The 25,139-nt window shown below is 72.2% G+C and carries 19 protein-coding genes; 15 read left to right on the top strand and 4 right to left on the bottom strand.

The features are described 5' to 3' along the window. The first annotated feature begins 61 nt into the window (after nucleotides 1-61). From panD to ACIQWA_RS14150, 12 genes are all read left to right on the top strand, one after another. A complete protein-coding gene (gene panD, locus ACIQWA_RS14205) occupies nucleotides 62-511 on the top strand; it encodes an aspartate 1-decarboxylase (protein WP_360225811.1) in 450 nt (149 codons plus the stop codon). A gap of 15 nt (nucleotides 512-526) precedes the next feature. Further along, nucleotides 527-2,200, top strand: a complete 1,674-nt coding sequence (locus ACIQWA_RS14200; protein ID WP_402482057.1) for an L-aspartate oxidase — start codon at nucleotides 527-529, stop codon at nucleotides 2,198-2,200. Between the two features lie 4 nt (nucleotides 2,201-2,204). After that, nucleotides 2,205-3,173 carry a carboxylating nicotinate-nucleotide diphosphorylase gene (nadC, locus tag ACIQWA_RS14195; RefSeq protein ID WP_402482055.1) on the top strand — a complete coding sequence of 323 codons (969 nt, stop codon included), beginning with the start codon at nucleotides 2,205-2,207 and terminating at the stop codon, nucleotides 3,171-3,173. Nucleotides 3,174-3,240: 67 nt separating this feature from the next. Further along, nucleotides 3,241-4,026, top strand: a complete 786-nt coding sequence (locus ACIQWA_RS14190) for a type III pantothenate kinase (RefSeq protein WP_360225803.1) — start codon at nucleotides 3,241-3,243, stop codon at nucleotides 4,024-4,026. 173 nt (nucleotides 4,027-4,199) lie between these two features. Beyond that, nucleotides 4,200-4,949: a hypothetical protein gene (locus ACIQWA_RS14185; protein ID WP_360225800.1), complete on the top strand. Its 750-nt coding sequence runs from the start codon at nucleotides 4,200-4,202 to the stop codon at nucleotides 4,947-4,949. A 103-nt stretch (nucleotides 4,950-5,052) separates the two neighbouring features. Beyond that, nucleotides 5,053-6,609, top strand: a complete 1,557-nt coding sequence (gene lysX / locus ACIQWA_RS14180; protein ID WP_360225797.1) for a bifunctional lysylphosphatidylglycerol synthetase/lysine--tRNA ligase LysX — start codon at nucleotides 5,053-5,055, stop codon at nucleotides 6,607-6,609. A 249-nt stretch (nucleotides 6,610-6,858) separates the two neighbouring features. Beyond that, a complete protein-coding gene (locus tag ACIQWA_RS14175) occupies nucleotides 6,859-7,323 on the top strand; it encodes a BlaI/MecI/CopY family transcriptional regulator (protein ID WP_402482051.1) in 465 nt (154 codons plus the stop codon). 9 nt (nucleotides 7,324-7,332) lie between these two features. After that, entirely contained in the window at nucleotides 7,333-7,869 is a 537-nt protein-coding gene (locus tag ACIQWA_RS14170) for an amino-acid N-acetyltransferase (protein ID WP_387618514.1), read from the top strand. 91 nt (nucleotides 7,870-7,960) lie between these two features. After that, complete coding sequence (locus ACIQWA_RS14165) at nucleotides 7,961-8,311, top strand: Lsr2 family protein (protein WP_360225788.1); 351 nt, start codon at nucleotides 7,961-7,963, stop codon at nucleotides 8,309-8,311. A gap of 669 nt (nucleotides 8,312-8,980) precedes the next feature. Next, nucleotides 8,981-11,500 carry an ATP-dependent Clp protease ATP-binding subunit gene (locus ACIQWA_RS14160; protein WP_360225785.1) on the top strand — a complete coding sequence of 840 codons (2,520 nt, stop codon included), beginning with the start codon at nucleotides 8,981-8,983 and terminating at the stop codon, nucleotides 11,498-11,500. Nucleotides 11,501-11,773: 273 nt separating this feature from the next. Next, nucleotides 11,774-14,119 carry an immune inhibitor A domain-containing protein gene (locus ACIQWA_RS14155; RefSeq protein ID WP_402482047.1) on the top strand — a complete coding sequence of 782 codons (2,346 nt, stop codon included), beginning with the start codon at nucleotides 11,774-11,776 and terminating at the stop codon, nucleotides 14,117-14,119. A 405-nt stretch (nucleotides 14,120-14,524) separates the two neighbouring features. Beyond that, the gene (locus ACIQWA_RS14150) at nucleotides 14,525-15,460 is read left to right on the top strand and encodes a M23 family metallopeptidase (protein ID WP_402482044.1); all 936 of its coding nucleotides are present in this window, start codon (nucleotides 14,525-14,527) and stop codon (nucleotides 15,458-15,460) included. Between the two features lie 10 nt (nucleotides 15,461-15,470). Here the strand turns inward: ACIQWA_RS14150 and ACIQWA_RS14145 are convergent, their stop codons facing one another. Continuing rightward, a complete protein-coding gene (locus tag ACIQWA_RS14145) occupies nucleotides 15,471-16,100 on the bottom strand; it encodes a TetR/AcrR family transcriptional regulator (protein ID WP_402482042.1) in 630 nt (209 codons plus the stop codon). Nucleotides 16,101-16,345: 245 nt separating this feature from the next. Between ACIQWA_RS14145 and ACIQWA_RS14140 the strand changes: the two genes are divergently transcribed. Beyond that, complete coding sequence (locus ACIQWA_RS14140) at nucleotides 16,346-17,938, top strand: MDR family MFS transporter (protein ID WP_402482039.1); 1,593 nt, start codon at nucleotides 16,346-16,348, stop codon at nucleotides 17,936-17,938. A 61-nt stretch (nucleotides 17,939-17,999) separates the two neighbouring features. Here ACIQWA_RS14140 and ACIQWA_RS14135 read toward each other — a convergent pair whose 3' ends face one another. After that, nucleotides 18,000-18,917 (bottom strand): A/G-specific adenine glycosylase, encoded by a 918-nt coding sequence (locus tag ACIQWA_RS14135; protein WP_402482036.1) that lies wholly within the window; start codon nucleotides 18,915-18,917, stop codon nucleotides 18,000-18,002. 235 nt (nucleotides 18,918-19,152) lie between these two features. Between ACIQWA_RS14135 and ACIQWA_RS14130 the strand changes: the two genes are divergently transcribed. Then, a complete protein-coding gene (locus tag ACIQWA_RS14130; protein WP_402482035.1) occupies nucleotides 19,153-20,049 on the top strand; it encodes a hypothetical protein in 897 nt (298 codons plus the stop codon). A gap of 187 nt (nucleotides 20,050-20,236) precedes the next feature. Here the strand turns inward: ACIQWA_RS14130 and disA are convergent, their stop codons facing one another. Then, nucleotides 20,237-21,295 carry a DNA integrity scanning diadenylate cyclase DisA gene (gene disA / locus ACIQWA_RS14125; RefSeq protein ID WP_350745866.1) on the bottom strand — a complete coding sequence of 353 codons (1,059 nt, stop codon included), beginning with the start codon at nucleotides 21,293-21,295 and terminating at the stop codon, nucleotides 20,237-20,239. A gap of 202 nt (nucleotides 21,296-21,497) precedes the next feature. After that, on the bottom strand, nucleotides 21,498-23,045 hold the full coding sequence (gene radA, locus ACIQWA_RS14120; protein ID WP_402482032.1) for a DNA repair protein RadA: 1,548 nt from the start codon (nucleotides 23,043-23,045) through the stop codon (nucleotides 21,498-21,500). Nucleotides 23,046-23,195: 150 nt separating this feature from the next. Here radA and ACIQWA_RS14115 point away from each other — a divergent pair, with 150 nt between their 5' ends. Next, complete coding sequence (locus tag ACIQWA_RS14115; protein ID WP_402482029.1) at nucleotides 23,196-25,118, top strand: sigma-70 family RNA polymerase sigma factor; 1,923 nt, start codon at nucleotides 23,196-23,198, stop codon at nucleotides 25,116-25,118. Nucleotides 25,119-25,139 lie beyond the last annotated feature (21 nt).

The following is a 25,139-nucleotide window of genomic DNA, read 5'->3' as shown; positions in this document are numbered from 1 at the left end:
CGTCCGGTAGTACCGCAGTCAGAACCCCTCAGGCATGCACTCACAGGAGGCGTGACCCGCAATGCTCCGCACCATGCTCAAGTCCAAGATCCACCGGGCCACCGTGACCCAGGCCGACCTGCACTACGTCGGCTCGGTCACGGTGGACGAGGACCTGCTCGACGCCGCCGACCTGCTCCCCGGCGAGCTGGTCCACATCGTCGACATCAACAACGGCGCCCGGCTGGAGACCTACACCATCGCCGGCCCGCGCGGCACCGGCGTGATCGGCATCAACGGCGCCGCCGCCCGCCTGGTCCACCCGGGCGACCTCGTCATACTCATCGCCTACGGGCAGATGGACACGGCCGAGGCCAAGGGCTACGAGCCGAAGGTCGTCTTCGTGGACGAGCACAACCGGATCACCGGCTTCGGTGGCGACCCCGCCGAGGCACCGGAGGGCAGTGGACTGCTGCGCGGGGACACGGCGTACCGTGACGAGGACGGCGCGGCCACCGCGGCCACGCGCTGAAGGAGCCACTGAGCCATGTCCGTTACGCATCGCCTCACCGCCCCGAGCCCCGGGTGGACCGCCACCACCGACGTGGTCGTGGTCGGCTCCGGGGTGGCCGGTCTCACCGTCGCCCTCAACGTCCGCAAGGCCGGCCTGCGGGTCCTGGTGGTCACCAAGGCCGTCCTGGACGAGGGCTCGACCCGCTGGGCGCAGGGCGGCATAGCCGCGGCCCTGGGCGAGGGGGACACCCCCGAGCAGCACCTGGACGACACCCTGGTGGCCGGCGCCGGCGTCTGCGACGAGGAGGCCGTCCGCACCCTGGTCACCGAGGGTCCGGACGCCGTCCGCCGGCTGATCGCGGTCGGCGCGGCCTTCGACCGCGGCGAGGACGGCGAGATCCTGCTCACCCGTGAGGGCGGCCATCACCGCCACCGGATCGTGCACGCGGGCGGGGACGCCACCGGCGCGGAGGTCTCCCGCGCCCTGGTCGCCGCCGTCCGCAGCGACCCGGACCTCGAACTGATCGAGCACGCCCTCGTCCTCGACCTGCTGACCGACGCCGCGGGCCACACCGCGGGGCTGACCCTGCACGTGATGGGCGAGGGCCAGCGCGACGGCGTCGGCGCCGTCCGGGCCCGCGCGGTGGTGCTCGCCACCGGAGGCCTGGGCCAGGTCTTCTCCGCCACCACCAACCCGGCCGTCTCCACCGGCGACGGCGTGGCCCTGGCCCTGCGGGCCGGCGCCGCCGCCGCCGACCTGGAGTTCGTCCAGTTCCACCCGACCGTGCTCTGGCTCGGCGCGGACGCCGCGGGCCAGCAGCCGCTGGTCTCCGAGGCCGTGCGCGGCGAGGGCGCCCACCTGGTGGACGCCGACGGCGTGCGCTTCATGGTCGGGCAGCACGAGCTGGCCGAACTCGCCCCGCGCGACATCGTCGCCAAGGCGATCACCCGGCGCATGCAGGAGAAGGGCGCCGACCACATGTACCTGGACGGGCGGCACTTCGGCGCCGAGATGTGGGAGCACCGCTTCCCCACCATCCTGGCCTCCTGCCGCTCCCACGGCATCGACCCGGTCACCGAACCGATCCCGATCGCCCCGGCCTCGCACCACGCCGCCGGCGGCGTCCGCACCGACCGGCACGGCCGCACCTCCGTCCCCGGCCTGTACGCCTGCGGCGAGGTCGCCTGCACCGGCGTGCACGGCGCCAACCGGCTGGCCTCCAACTCCCTGCTGGAGGGCCTGGTCTTCGCCGAACGGATCGCCGCCGACCTGGCCGAGCGGCACGCGGCCGGCGAACTGCCCGAGCGCACCGTGGACGTCGCCGCCGCGCAGGCCGCCAAGGCCGTGCCGCTGCCGGCCTCGGAGTCGCGCGCCGAGATCCAGCGGCTGATGTCGCGCGGCGCGGGTGTGCTGCGCTCGGCCGCCTCGCTGGCCGACGCCGCGGCCGGGCTGGCCCTGCTATCCGAGCAGGCGCGGTCCCACGTGGCCGAGGAGAAGCCGGCCGACCCCCGGGTGGAGACCTGGGAGGCCGCCAACCTGCTGCTGGTCGCCACCGCCCTGGTCGCGGCGGCCGCGCAGCGCGAGGAGACCCGCGGCGGCCACTGGCGCGAGGACTTCCCCGAGCGCGACGACGCCCACTGGCGGCGCCACCTGATCACCACGCTCGCCGCCTCCGGCGACCCCGTCAGCACCCCCGAGGAGCAGTAGAACCATGACCCACGCGCACGAGGAACTCCCCCTGGCCGACCAGGGCGGCTGCGGCGACGGCTGCGCCTGCGGGGACGGCGAGGGCTACGAGACCGGCCTGGACCCGCAGCTGGCCGAGCTGCTGGAGGAGGCCGGGCTGGACCCGATCGAGGTCGAGGACATCGCCACCCTGGCGCTGGCCGAGGACCTGGCCGGCGGCGAGGACGTCACCTCGGTGGCCACCGTGCCCGCCGACGCGGTCGCCACCGCCGACTTCACCGCCCGTGAGGCCGGTGTGGTCGCCGGCCTGCGGGTCGCCGAGGCGGTCGTCTCGCTGGTCTGCGAGGAGGAGTTCGAGGTCGAGCGGCACGTCCAGGACGGCGACCGGGTGGAGGCCGGCCAGGTGCTGCTGTCGGTCCGTTCGCGCACCCGCGACCTGCTGACCGCCGAGCGCAGCGCGCTCAACCTGCTCTGCCACCTGTCCGGCATCGCCACCGCGACCCGGGCCTGGGCGGACGCCCTGGAGGGCACCGGCGCGGTCGTCCGGGACACCCGCAAGACCACCCCGGGCCTGCGCGCCCTGGAGAAGTTCGCGGTCCGCTGCGGCGGCGGCGCCAACCACCGGATGGCGCTCTCGGACGCCGCCCTGGTGAAGGACAACCACGTGGTCGCCGCGGGCGGCGTGGCCGAGGCCTTCCGGGCCGTCCGGGCCGCGTACCCGGAGCTGCCGGTCGAGGTCGAGGTGGACGAGCTGGCGCAGATCCCCCCGGTGCTGGAGGCCGGCGCGGAGCTGATCCTGCTGGACAACTTCACCGTCGAGCAGTTGAAGGAGGCCGTCGCGCTGGTGGCCGGCCGGGCGAAGCTGGAGGCCTCCGGCGGGCTGACCCTGGCCGACGCGCGCGAGGTCGCCCAGACTGGTGTCGACTACCTGGCGGTGGGCGCGCTGACCCACTCCTCGCCGATCCTGGACATCGGCCTGGACCTGCGCGCCTGACCGTCAGACCGTCAGACCGAGAGCGGTTCCTGCCCCGATCCCGTCCCAACTCGCAGAAAGCGTTCCCGTGCTCCTCACCATCGACGTCGGCAACACCCAGACCACGCTCGGCCTGTTCGACGGCGAGGAAGTGGTGGAACACTGGCGGATCTCCACCGATCCGCGCCGCACGGCGGATGAACTCGCGGTACTGCTGCACGGGTTGACGGGCAACCGCACCGCGGTCCGGGAGGCCGCGGTGGAGGGTCTGGCGATCTGCTCCTCCGTCCCCGCCGTGCTCCACGAGCTCCGTGAGGTGACCCGCCGCTACTACGGCGACGTCCCCGCGGTGATCGTGGAGCCCGGCGTGAAGACCGGGGTGCACGTCCTGATGGACAACCCCAAGGAGGTCGGCGCGGACCGGATCGTCAACGCACTGGCCGCCAACCACCTGTACGGCGGCCCGTGCATCGTGGTCGACTTCGGCACCGCGACCACCTTCGACGCCGTCAACGCGCGCGGCGACTACGTCGGCGGCGCGATCGCCCCCGGCATCGAGATCTCGGTCGAGGCGCTCGGCGTCCGCGGCGCCCAGCTGCGCAAGATCGAGCTGGCCCGGCCGCGCAACGTGATCGGGAAGAACACCGTCGAGGGCATGCAGTCCGGCATCCTCTACGGCTTCGCCGGGCAGGTGGACGGCCTGGTCGAGCGGATGGCCCGGGAGCTGGCCAAGGACCCGGACGACGTCCAGGTGATCGCCACCGGCGGGCTCGCCCCCCTGGTCCTCGGCGAGGCCACCACCATCGACGAGCACGAGCCCTGGCTGACCCTGATCGGCCTGCGCCTGGTGTACGAGCGCAACCGGCCGAGCTGACCCGGCCCGTCTCCCCGCTGCCCCGCTGCCCCGCACCCCCCGGCCACTCGGCCGACCCGGTGGGCGCGGGGCAGCGTCGTAGGCGCGGCGAAAGGTTTCTCCAGCGGGCCGACCGAGCGGAATTCCGCGCGACGTTACCGACAAATCGGATATTCCTCACGTAGTGTCAACCCATGCCTACGCCACACGGATCGCGCGGCGGCATGGCCTTCAGCGCCGACGAAGTCCGCGTGCTGCGCCGAGCCCTCGCCCAAGCCCTGCACCCCGCCGTTCCCGTCCACCTCCAGGGGCCCGACCGGACGGCGCTCGCCGGGCCGGGCGCCGAACTGTGGGCGGAGGACGTCCAGGACGCCCTGCGCCTGACCGAGGCGATCGACGAGGCCGTCCAGGAGGGCGGCCGGCTGCGCGCCTTCCTGCTGGCCGACCTCGGCCGCTACCGCGCCGCCCTGCCCGGCAGCGCCGCCGGCTACCTGGAGCGCCTGGAGGAGGCGGTGGCCGACGGCTACCTGCCCGGGCCCGAGGACCTCACCGCCCTGCGCGGGCTGACCCGCCAGCCCTGCGGCCACGGCGAGCGGGCCCGCCGCTCCCGGCTCGCCGGCCGCTGCCACGCGCTGGCCGAGGCCGCCGTCCGCGAGCGCCTGGCGCTCTCCACCGGGCACCCGCGCCACCTGGTGGCCGTACCGAACCCCGCCGCACCACCCAGCAGTCACCCCACCCCTGTAGGAGGACGGATCACGATGAGCAGCACCGACTCCCGGGACTCGCGCCCGGAGCAGCCCGCCGCCGCGCAGACCCCGCCCCGCCCGCACCGGATGCCCACCCCGGCCGAACTGTTCGGCCGCCGCCCCAAGCCTCCGGCCCGGCCCGCCCCGGAGGCCGGGCGGGACGAGGAGGAGGTCGAACTCGCCACCGGCACCGGCTGAGCCCGCCCGCACCCGCCCCGGAGGGGAGGCCGTCGATCCGACGGCCTCCCCTCCGGCGTCATCCGGTCGCGGAGCACGGCGTACGGCTGGCTACCCTTGTGGGGTGAGCGATCAGAGCCTTGTCCCCGCGACCGACGACCTTCCCGAGCAGATGCGCGTCCGGCGCGAGAAGCTGGACCGGCTCCGGGCGGCCGGGGTCGACCCGTACCCGGTCGGATTCCCCCGCACCAGCACCATCGCGGACCTGCGTGCCAAGCACCCGGACCTCGAAGCCGACACCGCGACCGGCGAGCGCGTCGGCATCACCGGCCGGGTGATCCTGTCCCGCACCGGCGGCAAGCTGTGCTTCGCCACCCTGCGCGACGGCTCCGGCGACCTCCAGGTGATGCTCTCCCTGGACAAGCTCGGCGCCGAGCGGCTGGCGGCCTGGAAGTCCGACATCGACCTCGGCGACCAGGTCGGCGTCGAGGGCGAGGTGATCACCTCCAAGCGCGGCGAGCTGTCGGTGATGGTGGACCGCTGGGAGCTCACCGCCAAGTGCCTGCGCCCGCTGCCGGACAAGCACAAGGGCCTGACCGACCCGGAGGCCCGGGTCCGCCAGCGCTACGTCGACCTGATCGTGAACCCCGAGGCGCGCGAGATCCTGCACCTGCGCAGCAAGGTCGTCCGCTCGATCCGCCGCACCTACGAGGACCGCGGCTACATCGAGGTCGAGACCCCGATGCTGCAGCCGGTGCACGGCGGCGCCAACGCCCGCCCGTTCAAGACGCACATCAACGCGTACGACATCGACCTCTACATGCGCATCGCCCCCGAGCTGTACCTCAAGCGGCTGGTGGTCGGCGGCGCCGAGAAGGTCTTCGAGATCAACCGCAACTTCCGCAACGAGGGCGCGGACTCCACCCACAACCCGGAGTTCACCTCGCTGGAGTCGTACGAGGCCTACGGCGACTACGACACCCAGGCCGAGCTGATCCGCGCGACGATCGTCAACGCCGCCCGGGACGCCCTGGGCACCACGGTGATCAAGGGTGTCGACCCGCACGGCGTGGAGCACGAGATCGACCTGGCCGAGCCGTGGGAGGAGGTCAGCGTCTACCCGGGCATCTCCGCCCGCCTGGGCGTCGAGGTCACCCCGGAGACCTCCGTCGAGGAGCTGCGCGCGCTGGCCACCGAGCACGGCATCCCGTTCGAGAAGAACTGGGGCCACGGCCAGATCGTGCTGGAGATGGTGGAGCGCCTGCTGGAGGAGAACGCCGTCCGGCCGACCTTCATCAAGGACTACCCGACCGAGGTCTCCCCGCTGACCCGCCAGCACCGCTCGATCGCGGGCGTGGCCGAGAAGTGGGACCTGGTGATCTTCGGCACCGAGATCGGCACCGCCTACTCCGAGCTGGTCGACCCGGTCGAGCAGCGCGCCCGCCTGACCGCGCAGTCCCTGCTCGCCGCCGGCGGCGACGTCGAGGCGATGCAGGTGGACGAGGACTTCCTGCGCGCCCTGGAGTACGCGATGCCCCCGACCGGTGGCCTGGGCCTTGGCGTGGACCGCCTGATCATGCTGCTGACCGGCAAGAACATCCGGGAGACCGTGCTCTTCCCGCTGGTGAAGCCGGAGCCGAAGGCTTCCGCCGTCGCGGCGGAGAAGACCGAGGAGGAGTGACCTGATGGACTACGTCAGCGCGATCGTGCCACCGCTGGTCATGGCGATCGGCTTCGGATTCCTGGTGCGGGCCATCTTCCGCAGCCAGGGCGGGGCCCAGAAGGCCAAGGAAGACATCGACTGATCGACTGACGCCGTCAGCCGCTGCGAACCACCCGCGCCGCCATTCCCGATTCCCGGGGGTGGCGGCGCGCCGGTTTGGCGCACTTCACAAGATTTGCCCCATTCACTCCCTATCCTGGCCGCACTATGGTCCGGCAACTCGGCGAACTTGAGAACGCCATCATGACCCGGGTGTGGCGGTGGAACCGACCGGTGACGGTTCGCGAGGTTCTCCTGGATCTGCGGTCGGAACGCGAAATCGCGTACACCACGGTGATGACCGTCCTGGACAAGCTGCACAGAAAGGGCTGGTTGCGCCGCGAGCGGGTGGGCCGGGCCTATCGATATGAACCGGTCTCCTCGCGTGAGGCGTACACGGCGGCTCTGATGAACGACGCGTGGGCCACCGGCGACAATCCCGCGGCGGCCCTGGTCCACTTCTTCGGCCTGATGTCGCCGGAGCAGCGCGAGGCCCTCCGGGACGCCTTGCGGGTCGCGGCCTTGTTCCCGCCCGATCCAGCGACGGATCAGCCCGCCCCGGATTCCCCCGCGGACGGCCCGGATACCGGCGGAGCGGATACCGGGGAGACCCCGCCGGACGCGACACGATAACGTCCCGCCATGGAGGTCACCATCCGCCGCGCGCGGACCACGGACGTACGGGCCGTACGCGGGCTCATCGACGCCTACTCGCGCGACGGCATTCTGCTCGACAAGCCCACAGTCACACTGTTCGAATCCGTCCAGGAGTTCTGGGTCGCGGAACGCGACGACAACGGCGCGGTGGTGGCCTGCGGCGCCCTGCACGTGATGTGGGAGGACCTCGCCGAGGTCCGTACGCTGGCGGTCGATCCGTCCTGCCGGGGCTTCGGGATCGGGCACCTGCTGTTGGAGAAGCTGGTGCAGACCGCCCGCTGGCTGGGCGTCCGTCGGATTTTCTGCTTGACGTTCGAGGTTCCGTTCTTCGCGAAACACGGTTTCGTCGAGATCGGGGAGCTCCAGGAAACCGATGATGGTACGACAGACCCAGCGGCGATCGCTACGGATGTCTATGAAGAACTCCTCCGCTCGTACGATGAAGGTGTCGCGGAGTTCCTCGACCTGGAGCGGGTGAAGCCCAACACACTGGGCAACTCGCGCATGCTGCTGCACCTCTGAGCGGCTCCGCGCCGGTCAAGGGTTTGTGTTTTCCGCAGAAAGGCGCTTTCCTTTCCTTAGGCAATGGGTCGTTTAGCGGAAAGGGAAGCCCGTGGCACAGAGGGTGCAGGTCATTCTTGAAGACGATCTCGATGGCGGTTCGGCGGACGAGACGGTGACGTTCGCGCTCGACGGCGTTGCCTACGAGATCGACCTGAAGAGCGCCAACGCGGACAAGCTGCGCGGTCTGCTGGCGCCGTACGTGGAGAAGGGCCGCAAGCAGAGCGGCCGGTTGGCCGGCGCCCGTCGCCCGGGCCGCGCCGCCGCTGCGCGCCCGTCCGGCAGCGCTCCCGACACCGCGAAGGTCCGCGCGTGGGCCAAGGAGCAGGGCATGGAGGTCAACGACCGCGGCCGGGTGCCGAGCACGGTCCGCGAGGCCTACGACAAGGCCAACGCGGCCTGACCCCGGCGCCACCACCGGCCCGCCGGAGCGGATGCGGGGCCCCGGCGGCCGCGTACGGCACCGACAGCACACGCGCGGGGCGCGGAGGTGACACCTCCGCGCCCCGCGGTGCGCACCGGGCCGGCCGCCGCACCGGCGGCCCCGGGGTCCTGGCCGGCCCGGCCGGCCGGGAGCGCGGGCTCGGGCGGCGGAACAATCACGAGCTGTGCAACGCTGTAGGGGCGAAGCGGTAACGCGGACACCCCGGGACGGCGTACGACCGTCCCCGGCCGCCGTCGAACCACCGTCACCGCGGCCGGACTTCTCGCCAGGCGAACACCGCCACCGCGGAAACTGCGCGAGAACCGCCCCGATACCGGGTATGAATGCAGGTGGACGGGTTCTTCGACCCGTCCAGGGGCAGCATGTGCGACCGGCCGAAGAGGGTCCGGCTCCGCCCCGGCGACGCTTGTTCGCCGATGGCGTAGCGGTTTCCGGTGCATCCGGCCCACCTGTGGGAACACCGATTCCCAGCATCAGGTTGGGATTGGTGTCGGCTGGTCGCGCAGCATCTCGCTCCTCTACCGGGGAGTGAATCCGTGGGCCGCGCCGCTGAGCGGGACTAGCATGCGGAAGGACAGGGCGGGGACGGACCCCGAACTGCCCGACCGCTCTGAGGAGCGATAAACGATGTTCGAGAGGTTCACCGACCGCGCGCGGCGGGTTGTCGTCCTGGCTCAGGAAGAAGCCCGGATGCTCAACCACAACTACATCGGCACCGAGCACATCCTCCTGGGTCTGATCCACGAGGGCGAGGGCGTCGCCGCCAAGGCCCTGGAGAGCCTCGGGATTTCCCTTGAGGCCGTGCGCCAGCAGGTCGAGGAGATCATCGGCCAGGGCCAGCAGGCCCCGTCCGGTCACATTCCCTTCACCCCCCGGGCGAAGAAGGTCCTGGAGCTGTCGCTCCGGGAGGCCCTGCAGCTCGGCCACAACTACATCGGCACCGAGCACATCCTGCTCGGCCTGATCCGCGAGGGCGAGGGCGTCGCCGCCCAGGTCCTGGTGAAGCTGGGTGCCGACCTCAACCGGGTGCGCCAGCAGGTCATCCAGCTGCTCTCCGGTTACCAGACCAGCGGCGGCAAGGAGTCGGCCACGGCCGGCGGGCCCGCCGAGGGCACCCCGTCGACCTCGCTGGTCCTGGACCAGTTCGGGCGCAACCTCACCCAGGCCGCCCGCGAGGCCAAGCTCGACCCGGTCATCGGGCGCGAGAAGGAGATCGAGCGGGTCATGCAGGTGCTGTCCCGCCGCACCAAGAACAACCCGGTCCTGATCGGTGAGCCCGGCGTCGGCAAGACCGCCGTGGTCGAGGGCCTGGCGCAGGCGATCGTCAAGGGCGAGGTCCCGGAGACGCTCAAGGACAAGCAGCTCTACACGCTGGACCTGGGCGCCCTGGTGGCCGGCTCGCGCTACCGCGGTGACTTCGAGGAGCGCCTCAAGAAGGTGCTCAAGGAGATCCGCACCCGCGGCGACATCATCCTGTTCATCGACGAGCTGCACACCCTGGTCGGCGCGGGCGCCGCCGAGGGCGCCATCGACGCCGCCAGCATCCTCAAGCCGATGCTGGCCCGCGGCGAGCTGCAGACCATCGGTGCCACCACCCTGGACGAGTACCGCAAGCACCTGGAGAAGGACGCCGCGCTGGAGCGCCGCTTCCAGCCGATCCAGGTCGCCGAGCCCTCGCTGCCGCACACCATCGAGATCCTCAAGGGTCTGCGCGACCGCTACGAGGCCCACCACCGGGTCTCCATCACGGACGCCGCCCTGGTCGCCGCCGCCACCCTGGCCGACCGGTACATCTCGGACCGCTTCCTGCCGGACAAGGCGATCGACCTGATCGACGAGGCCGGCTCCCGGATGCGCATCCGCCGGATGACCGCGCCGCCGGACCTGCGCGAGTTCGACGAGAAGATCGCCGACGTGCGCCGCGAGAAGGAGAGCGCGATCGACGCGCAGGACTTCGAGAAGGCCGCGTCCCTGCGCGACGACGAGAAGCAGCTCCTGCAGGCCAAGGCCAAGCGCGAGAAGGAGTGGAAGGCCGGCGACATGGACGTCGTCGCGGAGGTCAACGAGGAGCTCATCGCCGAGGTCCTGGCCACCGCCACCGGCATCCCGGTCTTCAAGCTGACCGAGGAGGAGACCTCCCGGCTGCTGCGCATGGAGGACGAGCTGCACAAGCGCGTCATCGGCCAGAAGGACGCCATCAAGGCGCTCTCCCAGGCCATCCGGCGCACCCGTGCGGGCCTCAAGGACCCGAAGCGCCCCGGCGGTTCGTTCATCTTCGCCGGCCCGTCCGGCGTCGGTAAGACCGAGCTGTCCAAGACGCTCGCCGAGTTCCTCTTCGGCGACGAGGACGCGCTGATCGCGCTCGACATGTCCGAGTTCTCCGAGAAGCACACCGTCTCCCGGCTGTTCGGCTCCCCGCCCGGGTACGTGGGCTACGAGGAGGGCGGCCAGCTGACCGAGAAGGTCCGCCGCAAGCCGTTCTCGGTCGTCCTCTTCGACGAGGTCGAGAAGGCCCACCCGGACATCTTCAACTCGCTGCTGCAGATCCTGGAGGACGGTCGTCTGACCGACTCCCAGGGCCGCGTGGTCGACTTCAAGAACACCGTCATCATCATGACGACCAACCTCGGCACCCGGGACATCTCCAAGGGCTTCAACCTGGGCTTCGCGGCCACGGGTGACACCCAGACCGGGTACGAGCGGATGAAGGCGAAGGTCGGCGAGGAGCTCAAGCAGCACTTCCGCCCCGAGTTCCTGAACCGCGTCGACGACATCGTGGTGTTCCACCAGCTGTCCGAGGACGACATCATCCAGATCGTCGACCTGATGATCGACAAGGTGGACGAGCGGCTCAAGGACAAGGACATGGGCCTGGAGCTCAGCGTCGAGGCCAAGAAGCTGCTGGCCAAGCGCGGCTACGACCCCATCCTGGGTGCCCGTCCGCTGCGCCGCACCATCCAGCGCGAGATCGAGGACCACCTCTCCGAGAAGATCCTCTTCGGCGAGCTGCGGGCCGGCCACATCGTGGTCGTGGACGTGGACGGCGAGGGCAAGGACGCCAAGTTCACCTTCCGCGGCGAGGAGAAGTCGGCCGTCGCGGACACCCCGGCCGCGGTCGCCTCGTCCGGTCCGGACCTGACGAAGTAGACCAACATTTAACAGACAACTTCACAGCCACGAGCCCCCGGCGTTCGCGCCGGGGGCTCGTGGCGTTCCGGGGTCCCGTGCGGGGCCCTGACCAGGCCTTCTCTGAGCAGCCGTCAGCTGACAGGAAATCGGCGAGCATAGCGCCGTGGCCATGTCAGGGTCAAGGTCTATCTTTTCCAGCCCCACTTCGGTCAAATGACGTCCACCTGTCTTTCATATTGGTTTACCGGGCCTTGGCCAAGAGTCAGCTCGGTCGGGGAGGGCGTCACAACGTTGAAGACCACCAGGAGAGCCGCAGCGGTCACCACCGCGGCGGCGGTCATAGTCACGCTCGGCGCGGGTCTGTTCCCGAGCAGCGCCGTCGCAGCCGGCTCGGCACCGGTTCCGAAGGACCCGGCCGAGGCCGTCCAGAACACCGAGCACAACATCCCGGGCCCGCTGACCGCCAAGGTCGACGCGGAGAAGAAGGCCGCCACCGAGCAGCTGCTCAACGGCACCGCCCAGGTCGAGCAGCACAACGGCAGCACCAGCGTGAAGCTCGGCAAGGACAAGTACGTCGAGCTCGCCCGTGAGCGCACGGACAAGATCTTCACGATCCTGGTCGACTTCGGCGACCAGGTCGACAACACCACCAAGACCGCCGACGGCAAGGTCAAGTACGGCGGCGACCCGGGCCCCAAGCACAACGAGATCGCAGCGCCCGACCGCGCCACGAACAACTCGACCGCCTGGCAGGCCGACTACAACCAGCAGCACTACCAGGACCTGTACTTCGCCAAGGACAAGCCCTCGCTGAAGACCTTCTACGAGAAGCAGTCCTCGGGCCGCTACTCGGTCGACGGCGTGGTCTCGGACTGGGTCCGGGTGCCGTGGAACGAGGCCCGGTACGGCTCCGACTACTGCGGCTCCAACGTCTGCGCGAGCGCCCAGGACCTGATCCGCGACGCCGTCGACATCTGGTACAAGGACCAGCTGGCGAAGGGTCAGACCGAGGCCCAGATCAAGGCGACGCTGGCCCAGTACGACCAGTGGGACCGCTACGGTTCGCACCACGACGGGAACTTCAACCAGCCCGACGGGTACATCGACCACTTCCAGATCGTGCACGCCGGTGAGGACAAGTCGGCCGGTGGCGGCAAGCAGGGCAGCAAGGCCCTGTGGGCGCACCGCTCGTACGTCTACGGCAACCTGACCGGCCAGGCCGGCCCGGACAACAACAAGCTCGGCGGCGTCCAGGTCGGCAACACCGGCCTCTGGATCGGCGACTACACGATGCAGCCGGAGAACGGCGGCCTCGGCGTCTTCGCGCACGAGTACGGCCACGACCTCGGTCTGCCGGACCTCTACGACACCGCCGGCAAGGGCATCGACAACTCGGTCGGCTTCTGGTCCCTGATGTCCTCCGGCTCCTGGCTCGGCGAGGGCAAGGACAGCATCGGCGACATGCCGAACGACCTCGACGCCTGGAGCAAGTACCAGCTCGGCTGGCTCAAGGCCGACCGCGCCAAGGCGGGCACCGAGTCGACCCACCACATCGGCCCGGTCGAGTACAACACCGACCTTCCGCAGGCGCTCATCGTCGACCTGCCGAAGAAGAGCATCACCACCGACATCAACAAGCCCTTCGCCGGCAACAGCGAGTGGTGGAGCGGCAGCGCCGACAACCTGAACGTCACGCTGACCCGCGAGATCGACCTGACCGGTAAGTCCAAGGCCAGCATCAACGCCAAGGCCTGGTACGAGCTGGAGCCGGACTTCGACTACGCCTTCGGCGAGGTCTCCACCGACGGTGGCAAGACCTGGACCGTGGTGGACGGCACCTGGAACGGCGCCGCCCTCCCGAAGGAGAACGGCCGCCCGGCCCTCAGCGGCCTCACCGCCGCCTGGGGCGACCTGTCGTTCAACCTGGACGCCTACGCCGGCAAGAAGATCCAGTTCCGCTACCACAACACCACTGACGGCGGTCTGCACTACCGCGGCTTCGCGGTGGACAACATCGCCGTGGTCGCCGACGGCGCCACCGTGTTCAGCGACGACGTGGAGAACGGCGACAACGGCTGGACCGCCGCCGGCTTCACCCGCTTCGGCGGCTCGTACACCAAGGACTACGCGCAGTACTACATCGCGGAGAACAAGCAGTACGTGTCGTTCGACCAGACCCTCAAGACCGGCCCGTACAACTTCGGTTCGGCCGCCAAGCCCAACTGGGTCGAGCACTACTCGTACCAGCCCGGCCTGCTGATCTGGTACTGGGACGAGTCGCAGACCGACAACAACGTCAGCGCCCACCCGGGCCACGGCCTGGTCCTGCCGGTCGACTCGCACCCGACCCCGCTCAAGTGGTCCGACGGCACCCTGATGCGTCCGCGCATGCAGGGCTTCGACTCGACCTTCGGTTCGCGCCGCGTCCCGGCGCTGACCCTGCACAAGGCCGACGCCGAGACCGTCATCCCGAAGTCCAAGGGCGTCGACGAGTTCTCCGACCTGAAGTCCTGGTGGTCGAAGGACAACCCGTACGCCGGTGTGGACGTGCCGAAGACCGGCACCAGCATCGAGGTCGAGAACGAGTCCGCGAACTACCTGGAGACCTGGATCCGGGTCCGCCCGGTCGACAACTGATCGTCCCTGACGGCCAGGCCGTGATCGCGCGGCACTGAGTTCTCCACGTCCGGCCCGCCCCCGCCACCGCGCGGGGGCGGGCCGGACGCTTTTCGGCGGTCGGCCCCGGCCCGGGCCCAGGACGCCGGGTGGCGCTGGTCACAGCGGTTCGGCGCGGTACGACCGGGCCTAGTAGTCGGCGGGACGGGACCGCGGCGCGGACCCGGTCGGGCCTTGGCGATCCGATCTCATGATCATTACTCCGTCGGCTTGAATCCCCGGCGCCACGCCGACTACGCGGGGTAGTACATCGCCGGGTTTGGGGCTGCGCTCGGTGACGGTTAAAGCTGAGTGCTCCCCCGCGCAGCCGACCGCCCGACCGGGCGTTCCGTGCTGCCCCCGTACGACCGTGAGGTACGACCCGCGATGTCCAACGTCCCGCCCGTGGGACCGGCCCTGCGCCGGCTCGCCGTCCGCGCGACGGCCCAGGCGGCCGTCCGGCAGCCGCGGATCACCCAGGCCCTCCGCAGCCGCGCCGTACCGCCGCTGCGCCTGCTCACCACCCCCCGGCATGCCACCCTGCCGGGCAGCCGGCAGCGGACCGAGCGCGACCACGCGGTGGCCTCGGCCGGGGCGGCCGCCGCGCTGCTGGCGGGCGTGCTGCTGGTCGCCGCCCCCGGCAGCGCCTCGGCGCAGACCGTACGGCCGACCACGCCGGGCAGCTCGGCCTTCACCGCCCCGCGGGCGGAGGTGCCCGACCCGGGCCTGGTGCAGGTGGCCGGACCGAGCCCGTACCAGCTGCCGGAGGACGCCGCCTCGGCGCAGGCCTTCGTGGCGGTGGCGCCCAACCTGCTGCCGCTCGACCCGCCGGGCGCGGAGCCCGCGCCCGCCGAGCAGCCCGGTGCGCAACCCGGTGCGCAGCCGGAGGCCGCACCGGCCCCCGCGCCCGCGCCGGACTGGTCGGCTCCGGTGCCGGACGCGCCGACCAGCAATCCGTACGGGGTGGCCAACTCCGGCTACGCCGCCGGGTACCACACCGGGGTGGACTTCGCGGTCTCCCCCGGCACGCCGGTGCTGGCCGTCGGCGACGCGACCGTGGTCTCGGCCGGCTGGGACGGCGCCTACGGCAAGGAGGTCGTCCTGCGGCTGGCCGACGGGCACTTCGCGCAGTACGCGCACCTGTCCGCGGTCTCGGTGTCGGCCGGTGACCGGGTGTCGGCGGGCCGGCGGGTCGGGCTGTCCGGGAACACCGGCAACTCCACCGGGCCGCACCTTCACTTCGAGATCCGCACCAGCAACCGCTACGGCGCGGTGGTCGACCCGATCGCCTACCTCGCCGGGCACGGCGTCACGGCGTTCTGAGGACCGCCGCTCAGCCCCGGGCGGGCTGCCCGATCCGGCCGCTGATCTCCAGCGAGACCTCGCGGGCCGCTTCGAGCGCCTCCTCCAGGTCCGCGGCCGGCAGCTTCTCGCCCCACACGTTCTCGGTGTCGCCGCCGTCGGAGGAGTCCTGCTTGAGCAGGAAGAACGCCGAGTGGGCGGTGAACAGCGCCATCGCCGCCCGCAGGCGGTCCCGGAACCCGGCGTCGGGCCCGTGCACCAGCTGCATCATGGTGATCACGCGCTCCCGGAAGGCCAGCCCGGCCGGGGAGTCGCGCAGCGCGGGCTGGTTCTCGTGGAAGAACCGCAGCAGCGGGGCCCGCTCGCTCATGCCGTCCGCGTAGCGCCGGATCATCTCGTCGCGCATCTCCGGGCTCCAGGACTGCTGCTCCCGGCCCCAGGCGATGATCTCGTCGATCGGCGCGGCCATCCGCTCGACGATGCCCAGGACGATGTCGTCCTTGGTCTTGAAGTGGTAGTACAGCGCGGCCTTGGTGACGCCCAGTCGGTCGGCGATCTCACGCAGCGAGGTCTGCTCGTAGCCCTGCTCCGAGAAGAGCTCCAACGACACCTCGATGATGCGAGCCCGGGTGTCGCTGCGGGGGCTGTGCGGAGTGCCCATGGCCTGCCTCGTTGACTGCGTCGGTGACTACTGGGGTGACTGCTGGGGTGACTGCTGCGGACCCAGGGTGGCGTCCGCCCCGGGCCCATTGTCCCTGCCCAGGCGCCCGGTCTTAAAACTGGCTTGACGACCGGCTAGCAAAAAGCCTACCGTGCCGACGATCGATAAACTAGCCGGGCGTCAAGTAAGTGATCCGCACAGGCGGCGCGAGGCCCGTCCGAAACACCCTCGGGAGACCCCACCCCATGTCACAGTCCAAGACCGCCGGCCCGGTACCGGAGGACAAGGCGACCGAGGAGGAACAGCCGCGGTCGCCCCGCGAGATCCGCCTCGTGATGGTCGGCCTGGTCGTCACGATGCTGCTCGCCATGCTCGACAACCTGATCGTCGGCACCGCGATGCCGACCATCGTCGGTGACCTCGGCGGTGCCGAGCACCGGTCCTGGGTGGTCACCGCGTACACCCTGACCACCGCCGCCTCCACCCCGATCTGGGGCAAGCTGGGCGACCTCTACGGCCGCAAGGGCAGCTTCCTCACCTCGATCGTGATCTTCCTGGTGGGCTCGGCGCTGTCCGGCCTGTCCCAGAACATGACCGAGCTGATCGCCTTCCGCGCCGTCCAGGGCCTGGGCGCCGGCGGTCTGATGGTCGGCGTCATGTCGATCATGGGCGCGCTCGTCCCGCCGCGAGACCGCGGCAAGTACCAGGGCATGTTCGCCGCGGTGATGGCGCTCGCCACCGTCGGCGGCCCGCTGGTCGGCGGCTTCATCACCGACCACCTGAGCTGGCACTGGACCTTCTACATCAACCTGCCGCTCGGCGTGGTCGCGCTCGCCGTCGTCATCGTCACCTTGAAGCTGCCGAAGGTCCGCAGCACCGCCCGGATCGACTACGCCGGCGCGATCCTGCTCACCACCGGCATCACCTCGCTGGTGCTGCTGACCACCTGGGGCGGCCAGCAGTACGCGTGGGGCTCCAAGGAGATCCTGGGCCTGGGCGCGCTCGCCGTCGCCTCGCTGATCGCCTTCTGCTACGTGGAGCAGCGGGTCGAGGAGCCGATGCTGCCGCTGAGCCTGTTCAAGAACCTGAACTTCACCCTGGTCTCGATCATCGGCTTCATCGTCGGCTTCGTGATGTTCGGCTCGACCTTCTTCCTGCCCTTCTACCAGCAGATCGTCCAGGGCGCCTCGGCGACCAACTCCGGTCTGCTGCTGATGCCGCTGATGTTCGGCATGCTGGTCGTCTCGCTGGTGGTCGGCCAGGCCGTCACCAAGACCGGCAAGTACCGGATCTACCCGATCATCGGCACCATCGTGATGACCGGCGGCATGCTTCTGCTCTCCACCATGGGCGTCGGGACCAGCAGCTTCACCTCGGCCTGCTGGATGGTCGTGCTCGGTGCCGGCATGGGCTTCCTGATGCAGATCACCATGCTGGTCGCCCAGAACAGCGTCGAGCTCAAGGACATGGGCGTGGCCAGCTCCACCGCCACCCTGTTCCGCACCATCGGCGGCTCCTTCGGTGTCGCGCTGTTCGGCGCCCTGTTCAACAACCGGGTGACGGACACCATGACCGAGCGGCTGGGCACCCAGGCGGGCGGCGGCGGGGCGAAGGACCCGGGCGAGATGAGCCCGGCCGAGCTGCGCAAGCTGGCGCCGCCCGTCCAGGACGCCTTCCACCACGCGGTGTCCAACGGCATCGACACCGTCTTCCTGTGGGGCGCCGGGGCGGCCGTGATCTCCATCGCCGCGGCGGTGTTCCTGCGCGAGGTGCCGCTGCGCGGCGCCGGCAAGGGCGAGAAGCCGGCCGAGGCCTCGCTGGAGGCCGCGGCGGTCTGACCCGCTCCGCACGGACGACGGCGCCCCCGGGAGAGGACCTCCCGGGGGCGCCGTTCCGTTCCTACCGGGGCAGTCGGTAGACGCCCTGCTCGACCGGCTCGACCAGGCCGTCGGCGACCAGGCCGTCCAGGGCCCGGGCGCGCTGCACCGCGTCCGGCCAGACCGCGTCCAGCCGGGCCTGCGGGACGGTGCCGTGCGCCTCGCGCAGCACCGCGAGCAGCTTGCCGCGCACCTGGCGGTCGGTGCCCTCGTAGGTCTGGCCGCGCCGGGCCGGGCCCTCGTACGGCGGGCGGCCGGCCCGCTGCCAGGCGCAGACGGTGAACAGCGGGCACTGCCCGCACTCCGGGCCGCGGGCGGTGCAGACCAGGGCGCCCAGCTCCATCACGCCGACCGCCCAGGTGGCGGCCGTCGCGGCGTCGTCCGGCAGCAGCGCGGTCGCGGTGCGGCGCTCGGCGGCGGTGGTGGCGGTGGCCGGGTACTCGACGCCGGTCACCGCGCGGGCGAAGACCCGGCGGACGTTGGTGTCCAGCACCACGTGCCGCTGGCGGAAGGCGAAGGAGGCGACGGCGGCGGCGGTGTACTCCCCCACCCCGGGCAGCGAGAGCAGCGTGGCGTGGTCGTCCGGGACCTCGCCGCCGTGCTCCTCGGTGATCGCCACGGCGGCCCCGTGCAGGCGCAGCGCGCGGCGCGGGTAGCCCAGCCGGCCCCACATCCGGACCGCCTCGCCGGGCGCCTCGGCGGCGAGGTCGGCGGGGGTGGGCCAGCGGGTCATCCAGGCCTGCCAGGCGGGCAGCACCCGCTTCACCGGGGTCTGCTGGAGCATGAACTCGCTCACCATGACGGCCCAGGGCGTCGCGTCGGGGGTCCGCCAGGGCAGGTCGCGCTTGCTGGCCTCGTACCAGTCGATGACGGTCGAGTGCAGCAGTGGCAGCGGCAGGGGCGGCGCGGGGGCGGCTTCGGTGGCGGTGATGGCAGTCATGGCCCTTCGATCCTCCCACGGCCGCGGAGCCGGGCCGAAGCGGATGCGGGGGCTCCGGACGGGCCGTTCTCCGTCGCTCTCTCCTCGGTTCCCGCCCGGGCATCCGGGTGAAAGGTCTCCCTCGAACGGATCAAATGGCGGATCATGTGAAAGAAGGGGCGACTGTGCGGTGTTGGTGAGTCAATCGCCACACGCAGTCCCATAGAGTTTGATCGTGCCCTCTTTGCGTCAACCCGTGGGACCGCTGCCGGCCTCGATCTACTGGCGTCGGCGTGTCGTCGTGCTCGTCGCCGTCGCGGCGGTCGTCGCCCTGATCGCCTGGCTGATGACCGATCAGGGCGGGGGTGGTGACGGCGGCTCATCGAGCAAGGCCGCGCAGGCCGTGCCGTCCCAGAGCCAGACACCCGCTCAGGCGATCACGCCCGGCGCCTCGCCGAGCGGCCCTGCGGCGCACCCGGCCGGCGGCGGCTCCGGCGGCGGGCCGGTGGCCAGCGGCGGCGGCAGCGAGGTCGGCCTCAGCGGCGGCGCCACGGGTGGCGGCTCCGGCGGCTCGGGCGGCTCGGGCTCGGGCGGTGCCGGCTCGGGCGGTTCCGGTGCGCCCGGCGGGGGCGGCGGTACCGGCGGCTCGGGCGGTGCCGGCGGCGGCAGCCCGGCGCCCGGCGGGACCGGCGGCTCGGGCGGTGGCGCCCCGGCGGTGAACACCGCCGAGGTGATGGCGCTCCCGGTCTGCTCCTCCTCGCAGGTCGCCCTGGAGCTGGCCGGCACCCAGAACTCGTACCAGCCCAAGGACAAGCCCAAGCTGGCGCTCACGGTCAAGAACTCCTCCGGCGCCAACTGCCGGGTGGACCTGGGCCGCACCGCCTCCGTGATCACCGTCAGCAGCGGCAGCAACAACGACCGGGTCTGGTCCTCCGGCGACTGCCCGCCCGACAAGGGCAACATCTGGGTGCAGATCCCGGCGAACGGCAGCCAGACCGAGACCTTCACCTGGGACCGCAGCCGCAGCAAGCCGCAGTGCGCGACCGCCGACCAGACCGCCCCGGCGAACGGGACGTACGTGGTGCTGGCGGAGCTCACCGGGCTCTCCGGCGACAAGGTGTCGGCCCGGACCTCGATCCGACTGGACAACTGAGCGTCCGTCACGTCCCTACGGAGCCCCCGGCCGCCGAGCGGTCGGGGGCTCCGCGTGTCGGCCCGTCGACCCGTCGACCCGTCGGCCCGTCCGCCCGTCCGGGCCCGCGTTCCGGGGGCCCGGGACGCGGAACGGCCCCCGGGGAAGCGTTTCTCCGGGGGCCGTTCGCGGTCCGCTGCGCGTCCGGTCAGACGTAGCGCTCCAGGATGGACGATTCGGCAAGGCGGGACAGGCCCTCGCGGACCGAGCGGGCCCGGGTCTCGCCGACGCCCTCGACCGTCTGCAGATCGTCGATGCTGGCCGCGAGCAGCTTCTGCAGGCCGCCGAAGTGCTCGACCAGGCGCTCTATCACCGTGTTGGGCAGGCGCGGGATCTTCGCCAGCAGGCGGTAGCCGCGCGGGGAGACGGCGGAGTCCAGGGACTCCGGCGTGCCGGAGTAGCCGAGCGCCTTGGCGACCGTCTGCAGGTCCAGCAGCTCGGCGTGGGTGAGCGCCTCCAGGTCGGCCAGCACCTCGGTGACCGTGCGGCCCTTCTTGGCGGCGCGCTCCGGGAAGTAGTCCCGGGCGACCAGTTCGCGCTCCGGCTCCACACCGGCGATCAGCTCGTCCAGCTGGAGCGAGAGCAGGCGGCCGTCGATGCCGAGCTCCAGCACGTAGCCGGCGATCTCGGTGGCGATCAGCCGGACCATCTCCAGGCGCTGGGCCACGGCGGTGACGTCCCGGACCGTCACCAGGTCCTCGATCTCCAGGGCGGAGAGCGTGCCGGCCACCTCGTCCAGGCGCAGCTTGTAGCGCTCCAGGGTGGCCAGCGCCTGGTTGGCGCGGGAGAGGACGGTGGTGGAGTCCTCCAGCACCCGGCGGGTGCCGTTGACGTACATGGCGATCAGCCGCATCGAGTGCGAGACCGCGACCACCGGGTAGCCGGTCTGCCGGTTGACCCGCTCGGCGGTGCGGTGGCGGGTGCCGGTCTCGTCGGTGGGGATGGTGGAGTCCGGCATCAGGTGGACGCCGGCCCGGACGATCTTGGTGATGTCCTTGTCCAGCACCACCGCGCCGTCGAGCTTGCACAGCTCGCGCAGGCGGGTCGCGCTGAACTCGACGTCCAGGACGAAGCCGCCGGTGCACAGGGACTCGACGGTACGGTCGAAGCCCAGCACGATCAGGCCGCCGGTGTTGGCCCGCAGGACCCGTTCCAGTCCGTCACGAAGCGCGGTACCGGGCGCGATGGCGGTGAGGGAGGCCCGCAGCAGGGCCTCCTCACGGGAGGCCTTGTCCGCCCCCCGGTCGCTGGCTGCCACGTGACTCCTCCGGTCGACCCCGTGCCGCGCGCCTCGCGCCGTGCGCCGGTCCGCGGTCTGTTGCTCTGTCGCTCAGTACCGCTCCGGTACTGCCTACTGGCCAATGAGACTGGGGAAAGTCTAACTGCGTGCGGCTTCGGCAGGGCTTGGGTCAGCGCAGTTCGTCGGAGTCGAGCGGCTCCCAGCCGTCCATCAGCTCCTCCGGGTACGCCGGAACCCGGGGTGCGCGGGGCGCCGGCGGGGCCGACGGAGCCTCACCACGCGCCTCGGTACGGGCCTCGGTACGGGCCTCCCCGCGGGCCTCGGAGCGCGGCTTGGCGGCCGCCCGGCGGCGGCCCGGGATGGCCCGCAGCGCCTCACCGATGTCGGCCACCTCGACCACCTTCATGCCCGGCGGCACCTTGCCCGGGTCCGGCGGGACCAGGGCGTGGGTGAAGCCCAGCCGGTGCGCCTCGGCCAGCCGGCGCTGCACACCCGTCACCCGCCGCACCTCGCCCGCCAGGCCGACCTCACCGATCGCCACCAGGTTGCTGGGCAGCGGGGTGTCGGTGGAGGAGCTGGCCACCGCGAGCGCGACCGCGAGGTCGGCGGAGGGCTCGGTCAGCTTCACCCCGCCGACCGTCGCGGTGTAGATGTCCTGCTTGCCGAGCTTCACCCCGCCGTGCCGCTCGACCACGGCCAGGATCATCGCGATCCGGGGCGACTCCAGGCCCGAGGTGGTGCGCCGCGGGGAGGGGATCTGCGAATCCACCATCAGCGCCTGCACCTCGGCGACCAGCGGGCGCTTCCCCTCCAGGGTGACGGTGAGGCAGGTGCCCGGGACGGGCTTGTCACGCCTGGTCAGGAAGAGGCCGGACGGGTCGGCCAGGCCGACGATGCCCTCGTCGTGCAGCTCGAAGCAGCCCACCTCGTCGGTGGCGCCGTAGCGGTTCTTGACCCCGCGGATGAGCCGCAGCCGGGCGTGCCGGTCGCCCTCGAAGCTCAGCACCACGTCCACCAGGTGCTCCAGCAGGCGGGGGCCGGCGATCTGGCCGTCCTTGGTGACGTGGCCGACCAGCAGGGTGGCCATGCCCCGATCCTTGGAGGCCCGGATCAGCGCGCCCGCCACCTCGCGGACCTGGGCCGGGCCGCCGGGGGCGCCGTCCAGCTCGGCGGAGGCGATGGTCTGCACGGAGTCCAGGATCAGCAGGCCGGGGTTGACCGCCTCGATGTGCCCCAGCACCGCGCCGAGGTCCTGCTCGGCGGCGAGGTAGAGGTGCTCGGAGAGGGCGTTGATCCGGTCGGCGCGCAGTCGGACCTGCCCGGCCGACTCCTCGCCGGTGACGTAGAGGGTGCGGTGCCGGTCGGTGGCCGCCTTGGCGGCGACGTCCAGCAGCAGGGTGGACTTGCCGACGCCGGGCTCGCCGGCCAGCAGCACCACCGCGCCGGGCACCAGGCCGCCGCCGAGCACCCGGTCGAGCTCCGGCACGCCCGTGGAGCGGGCCGTCGCGACCTGGCCGTCCACCTGGGCGATCGGCCGGGCGGGCGCGCTGACCGGGCCCGCGGCGGTGGTGCGGATCGGCACCGCGCCGTACTCCTCGACCGTGCCCCAGGCGTTGCACTCCGGGCAGCGGCCGACCCACTTGGGCAGCTGGTTGCCGCACTCGGTGCAGCGGTAGGCCGGGCGCGGCTTGGCGGTGGTCTTGGAACGCGGAGGCATGCGGCCCACGGTAGCGGCTGGGTGTGACAGCGGCGGACCACCGCCGGACCGGGCGCGCACCCACACAGATGGGCGATGTTGTTACCCGAAAGAAGTACATACGCGGTGAACGGCGGGGGCGGGCCGCCCGCTGCTCCTACCGTCGGTCGGGTGACAACGCGAACTGTTGGGCCCGTCGGGGCTGCGGACGCCGTGCTCGCGGCGTACGACCGGCAGGTGGACGGCCTGTTCACCTACTGCCTCTCGGTGCTGTGCGAGCACGACGCGGCCGCCGGCGCCCTGCGCGAGGTCCGCGAACTGGCCCGGCGGCACGGCAACCGGCTGGCCGAGCCCGGACTGGTCCGGGCCTGGCTCTTCTCGCTGGCCCGGTACTGCTGCCTGCGGCGGCTGGCGGACGGGGCCTGCCCGGAGGACGCGACCGGGCCGATGGACGGTACCGGGCCGGTGGACGGGACCTGCCCGGGCCCGGGTAGTGAGCCCGGGGCGGAGCCGACCGGGGCCGAGGCGGTCCGGCGGCGGCGCGAGCTGGCCTCGCTCGCCTGGCCGGAGGCGGCCGGTACGGACCCGGAGCAGCGCGAGGCGCTGGAACTCTCCGTCCGGCACCGGCTGACCCCGCTGGAGGTGGCGGCCGTCCTGGGCCTGCCGTTCGAGCGGACCCGGGCCCTGCTCGCCGCCGCCGAGGCCGAGGTGGCCCGGACCAGGGCGGCGCTGCTGGTGCTCGGGGTGGGCAGCTGCCCCGAGCTGGACCGGCTGGGCGGGGCCGGGGCCGAGTCCTGGCGGGACTGGGTGCTCGGCCCGGCGCTGCGGCGGGAGCTGGTGCAGCACGTGGTGGACTGCCCGACCTGCCGGGGGACGGCGGAGCGGGTGGCCGCCGGTGGAGCGGCGGAGGGCGCCTCCGGGCTGTCGGGGCTGCCGCTGCTGACGGCACCGGCCCCGATGGGCGGGGCGGGCCTGTCCCCGGCGGGCGGCGCGGCGCAGCCCCCGACGGCCGGGGCGGCCGGGCGGCGGGGTGCCGCGGCGGCCGAGCCGGGGCTGCGCTTCGACCACGGAGGCTTCCCCCGGCACCGGGCGCCGGACGCGGGCCGGAGCCTGGCGGTCCGTCGGCGGGTGGTGACCACCGGCGTGCTCGCGGCCGTCCTGGCGGCGCCGGTGGTGGCGCTCTGGGCCGGGCACCGGGGCGGCGCCGGGGCGGGGGCGGCGGCCTCGGTGTCGGCGGTGCGGGTGGACGGGGCCGGGTCGGACGCCGGGCAGCGGCCGCCGTGGTCGGCCGGGGTGGGCGCGGTCGCGGGGATGCCCGGGCTGGAGCTGGCGGGTACGGGCGGTGCTGGGGCGGGTGACGCCGGTGGCGGAAGGGGCGCAGAAACGTTGCTGCCCGGCTTTCCGCGGCTCACCCTCCAGGGCCCGCTGGTCCCGGTGCCGGCCCACGGCGCGACCCCGCTCGGCAGCCCCACCCTGGTCGCCGCCCCGGCCCCCGCGGTCGAACGGGCCTCCGCGCCGGGCGCGGTCGACCCGGCGCCCGCCGGGCTGCTCACCGTCGAGGCCGGGGAGTACGGCAGCCGGACGGTGCTCACCCTCACCAACTCCGGCACCACGGAGATCCGCTGGCACGCGGTGACGGACGCAGGCTGGCTCCGGCTCAGCCGCGACTCGGGGACGCTGGCGCCGGGGCAACGGATCACCGTGATCGTCACCGTGGACGAGGACCTCGCGCCGACCACCCACTGGACCGCCCGGATCGCGCTGCCGCCCTCCCAGGCGGTGGTCACCCTGGAGGGCGGGCCGCAGAACCGGGGCGGCTCCGCGTCCTCCTCGGCGGAGCCCTCGTCGCAGCCCTCGTCGGGGAGCTCCGCGCAGCCCTCGTCCGGGCCTTCCTCCGGGCCTTCGCCCTCGGGGCCTTCGTCGGCCTCCTCGCCGGCGTCCCCTTCGACGACGGCCACGGCCCAGCCCACTTCGACGCCGAGCCGGACGGTCCCGCCGTCCCCCTCCGGACCGCCGAGCAGCCCGCCCGCGACCACGGCGTCCCCGACGGCCGGTGCCTCAGCGCACCCGACGGGGGCTGCGGCGGGGCACTAGGGAGGCGGGCCGCCGGGCCGC

This window comes from Kitasatospora sp. NPDC098652, from assembly GCF_044760155.1.
In the GTDB taxonomy this organism is placed as follows: Bacteria; Actinomycetota; Actinomycetes; order Streptomycetales; family Streptomycetaceae; genus Kitasatospora.
The sequence above is the reverse complement of the archived record's forward strand: the minus strand, read 5'-3'. Positions and strand labels throughout refer to the sequence as shown.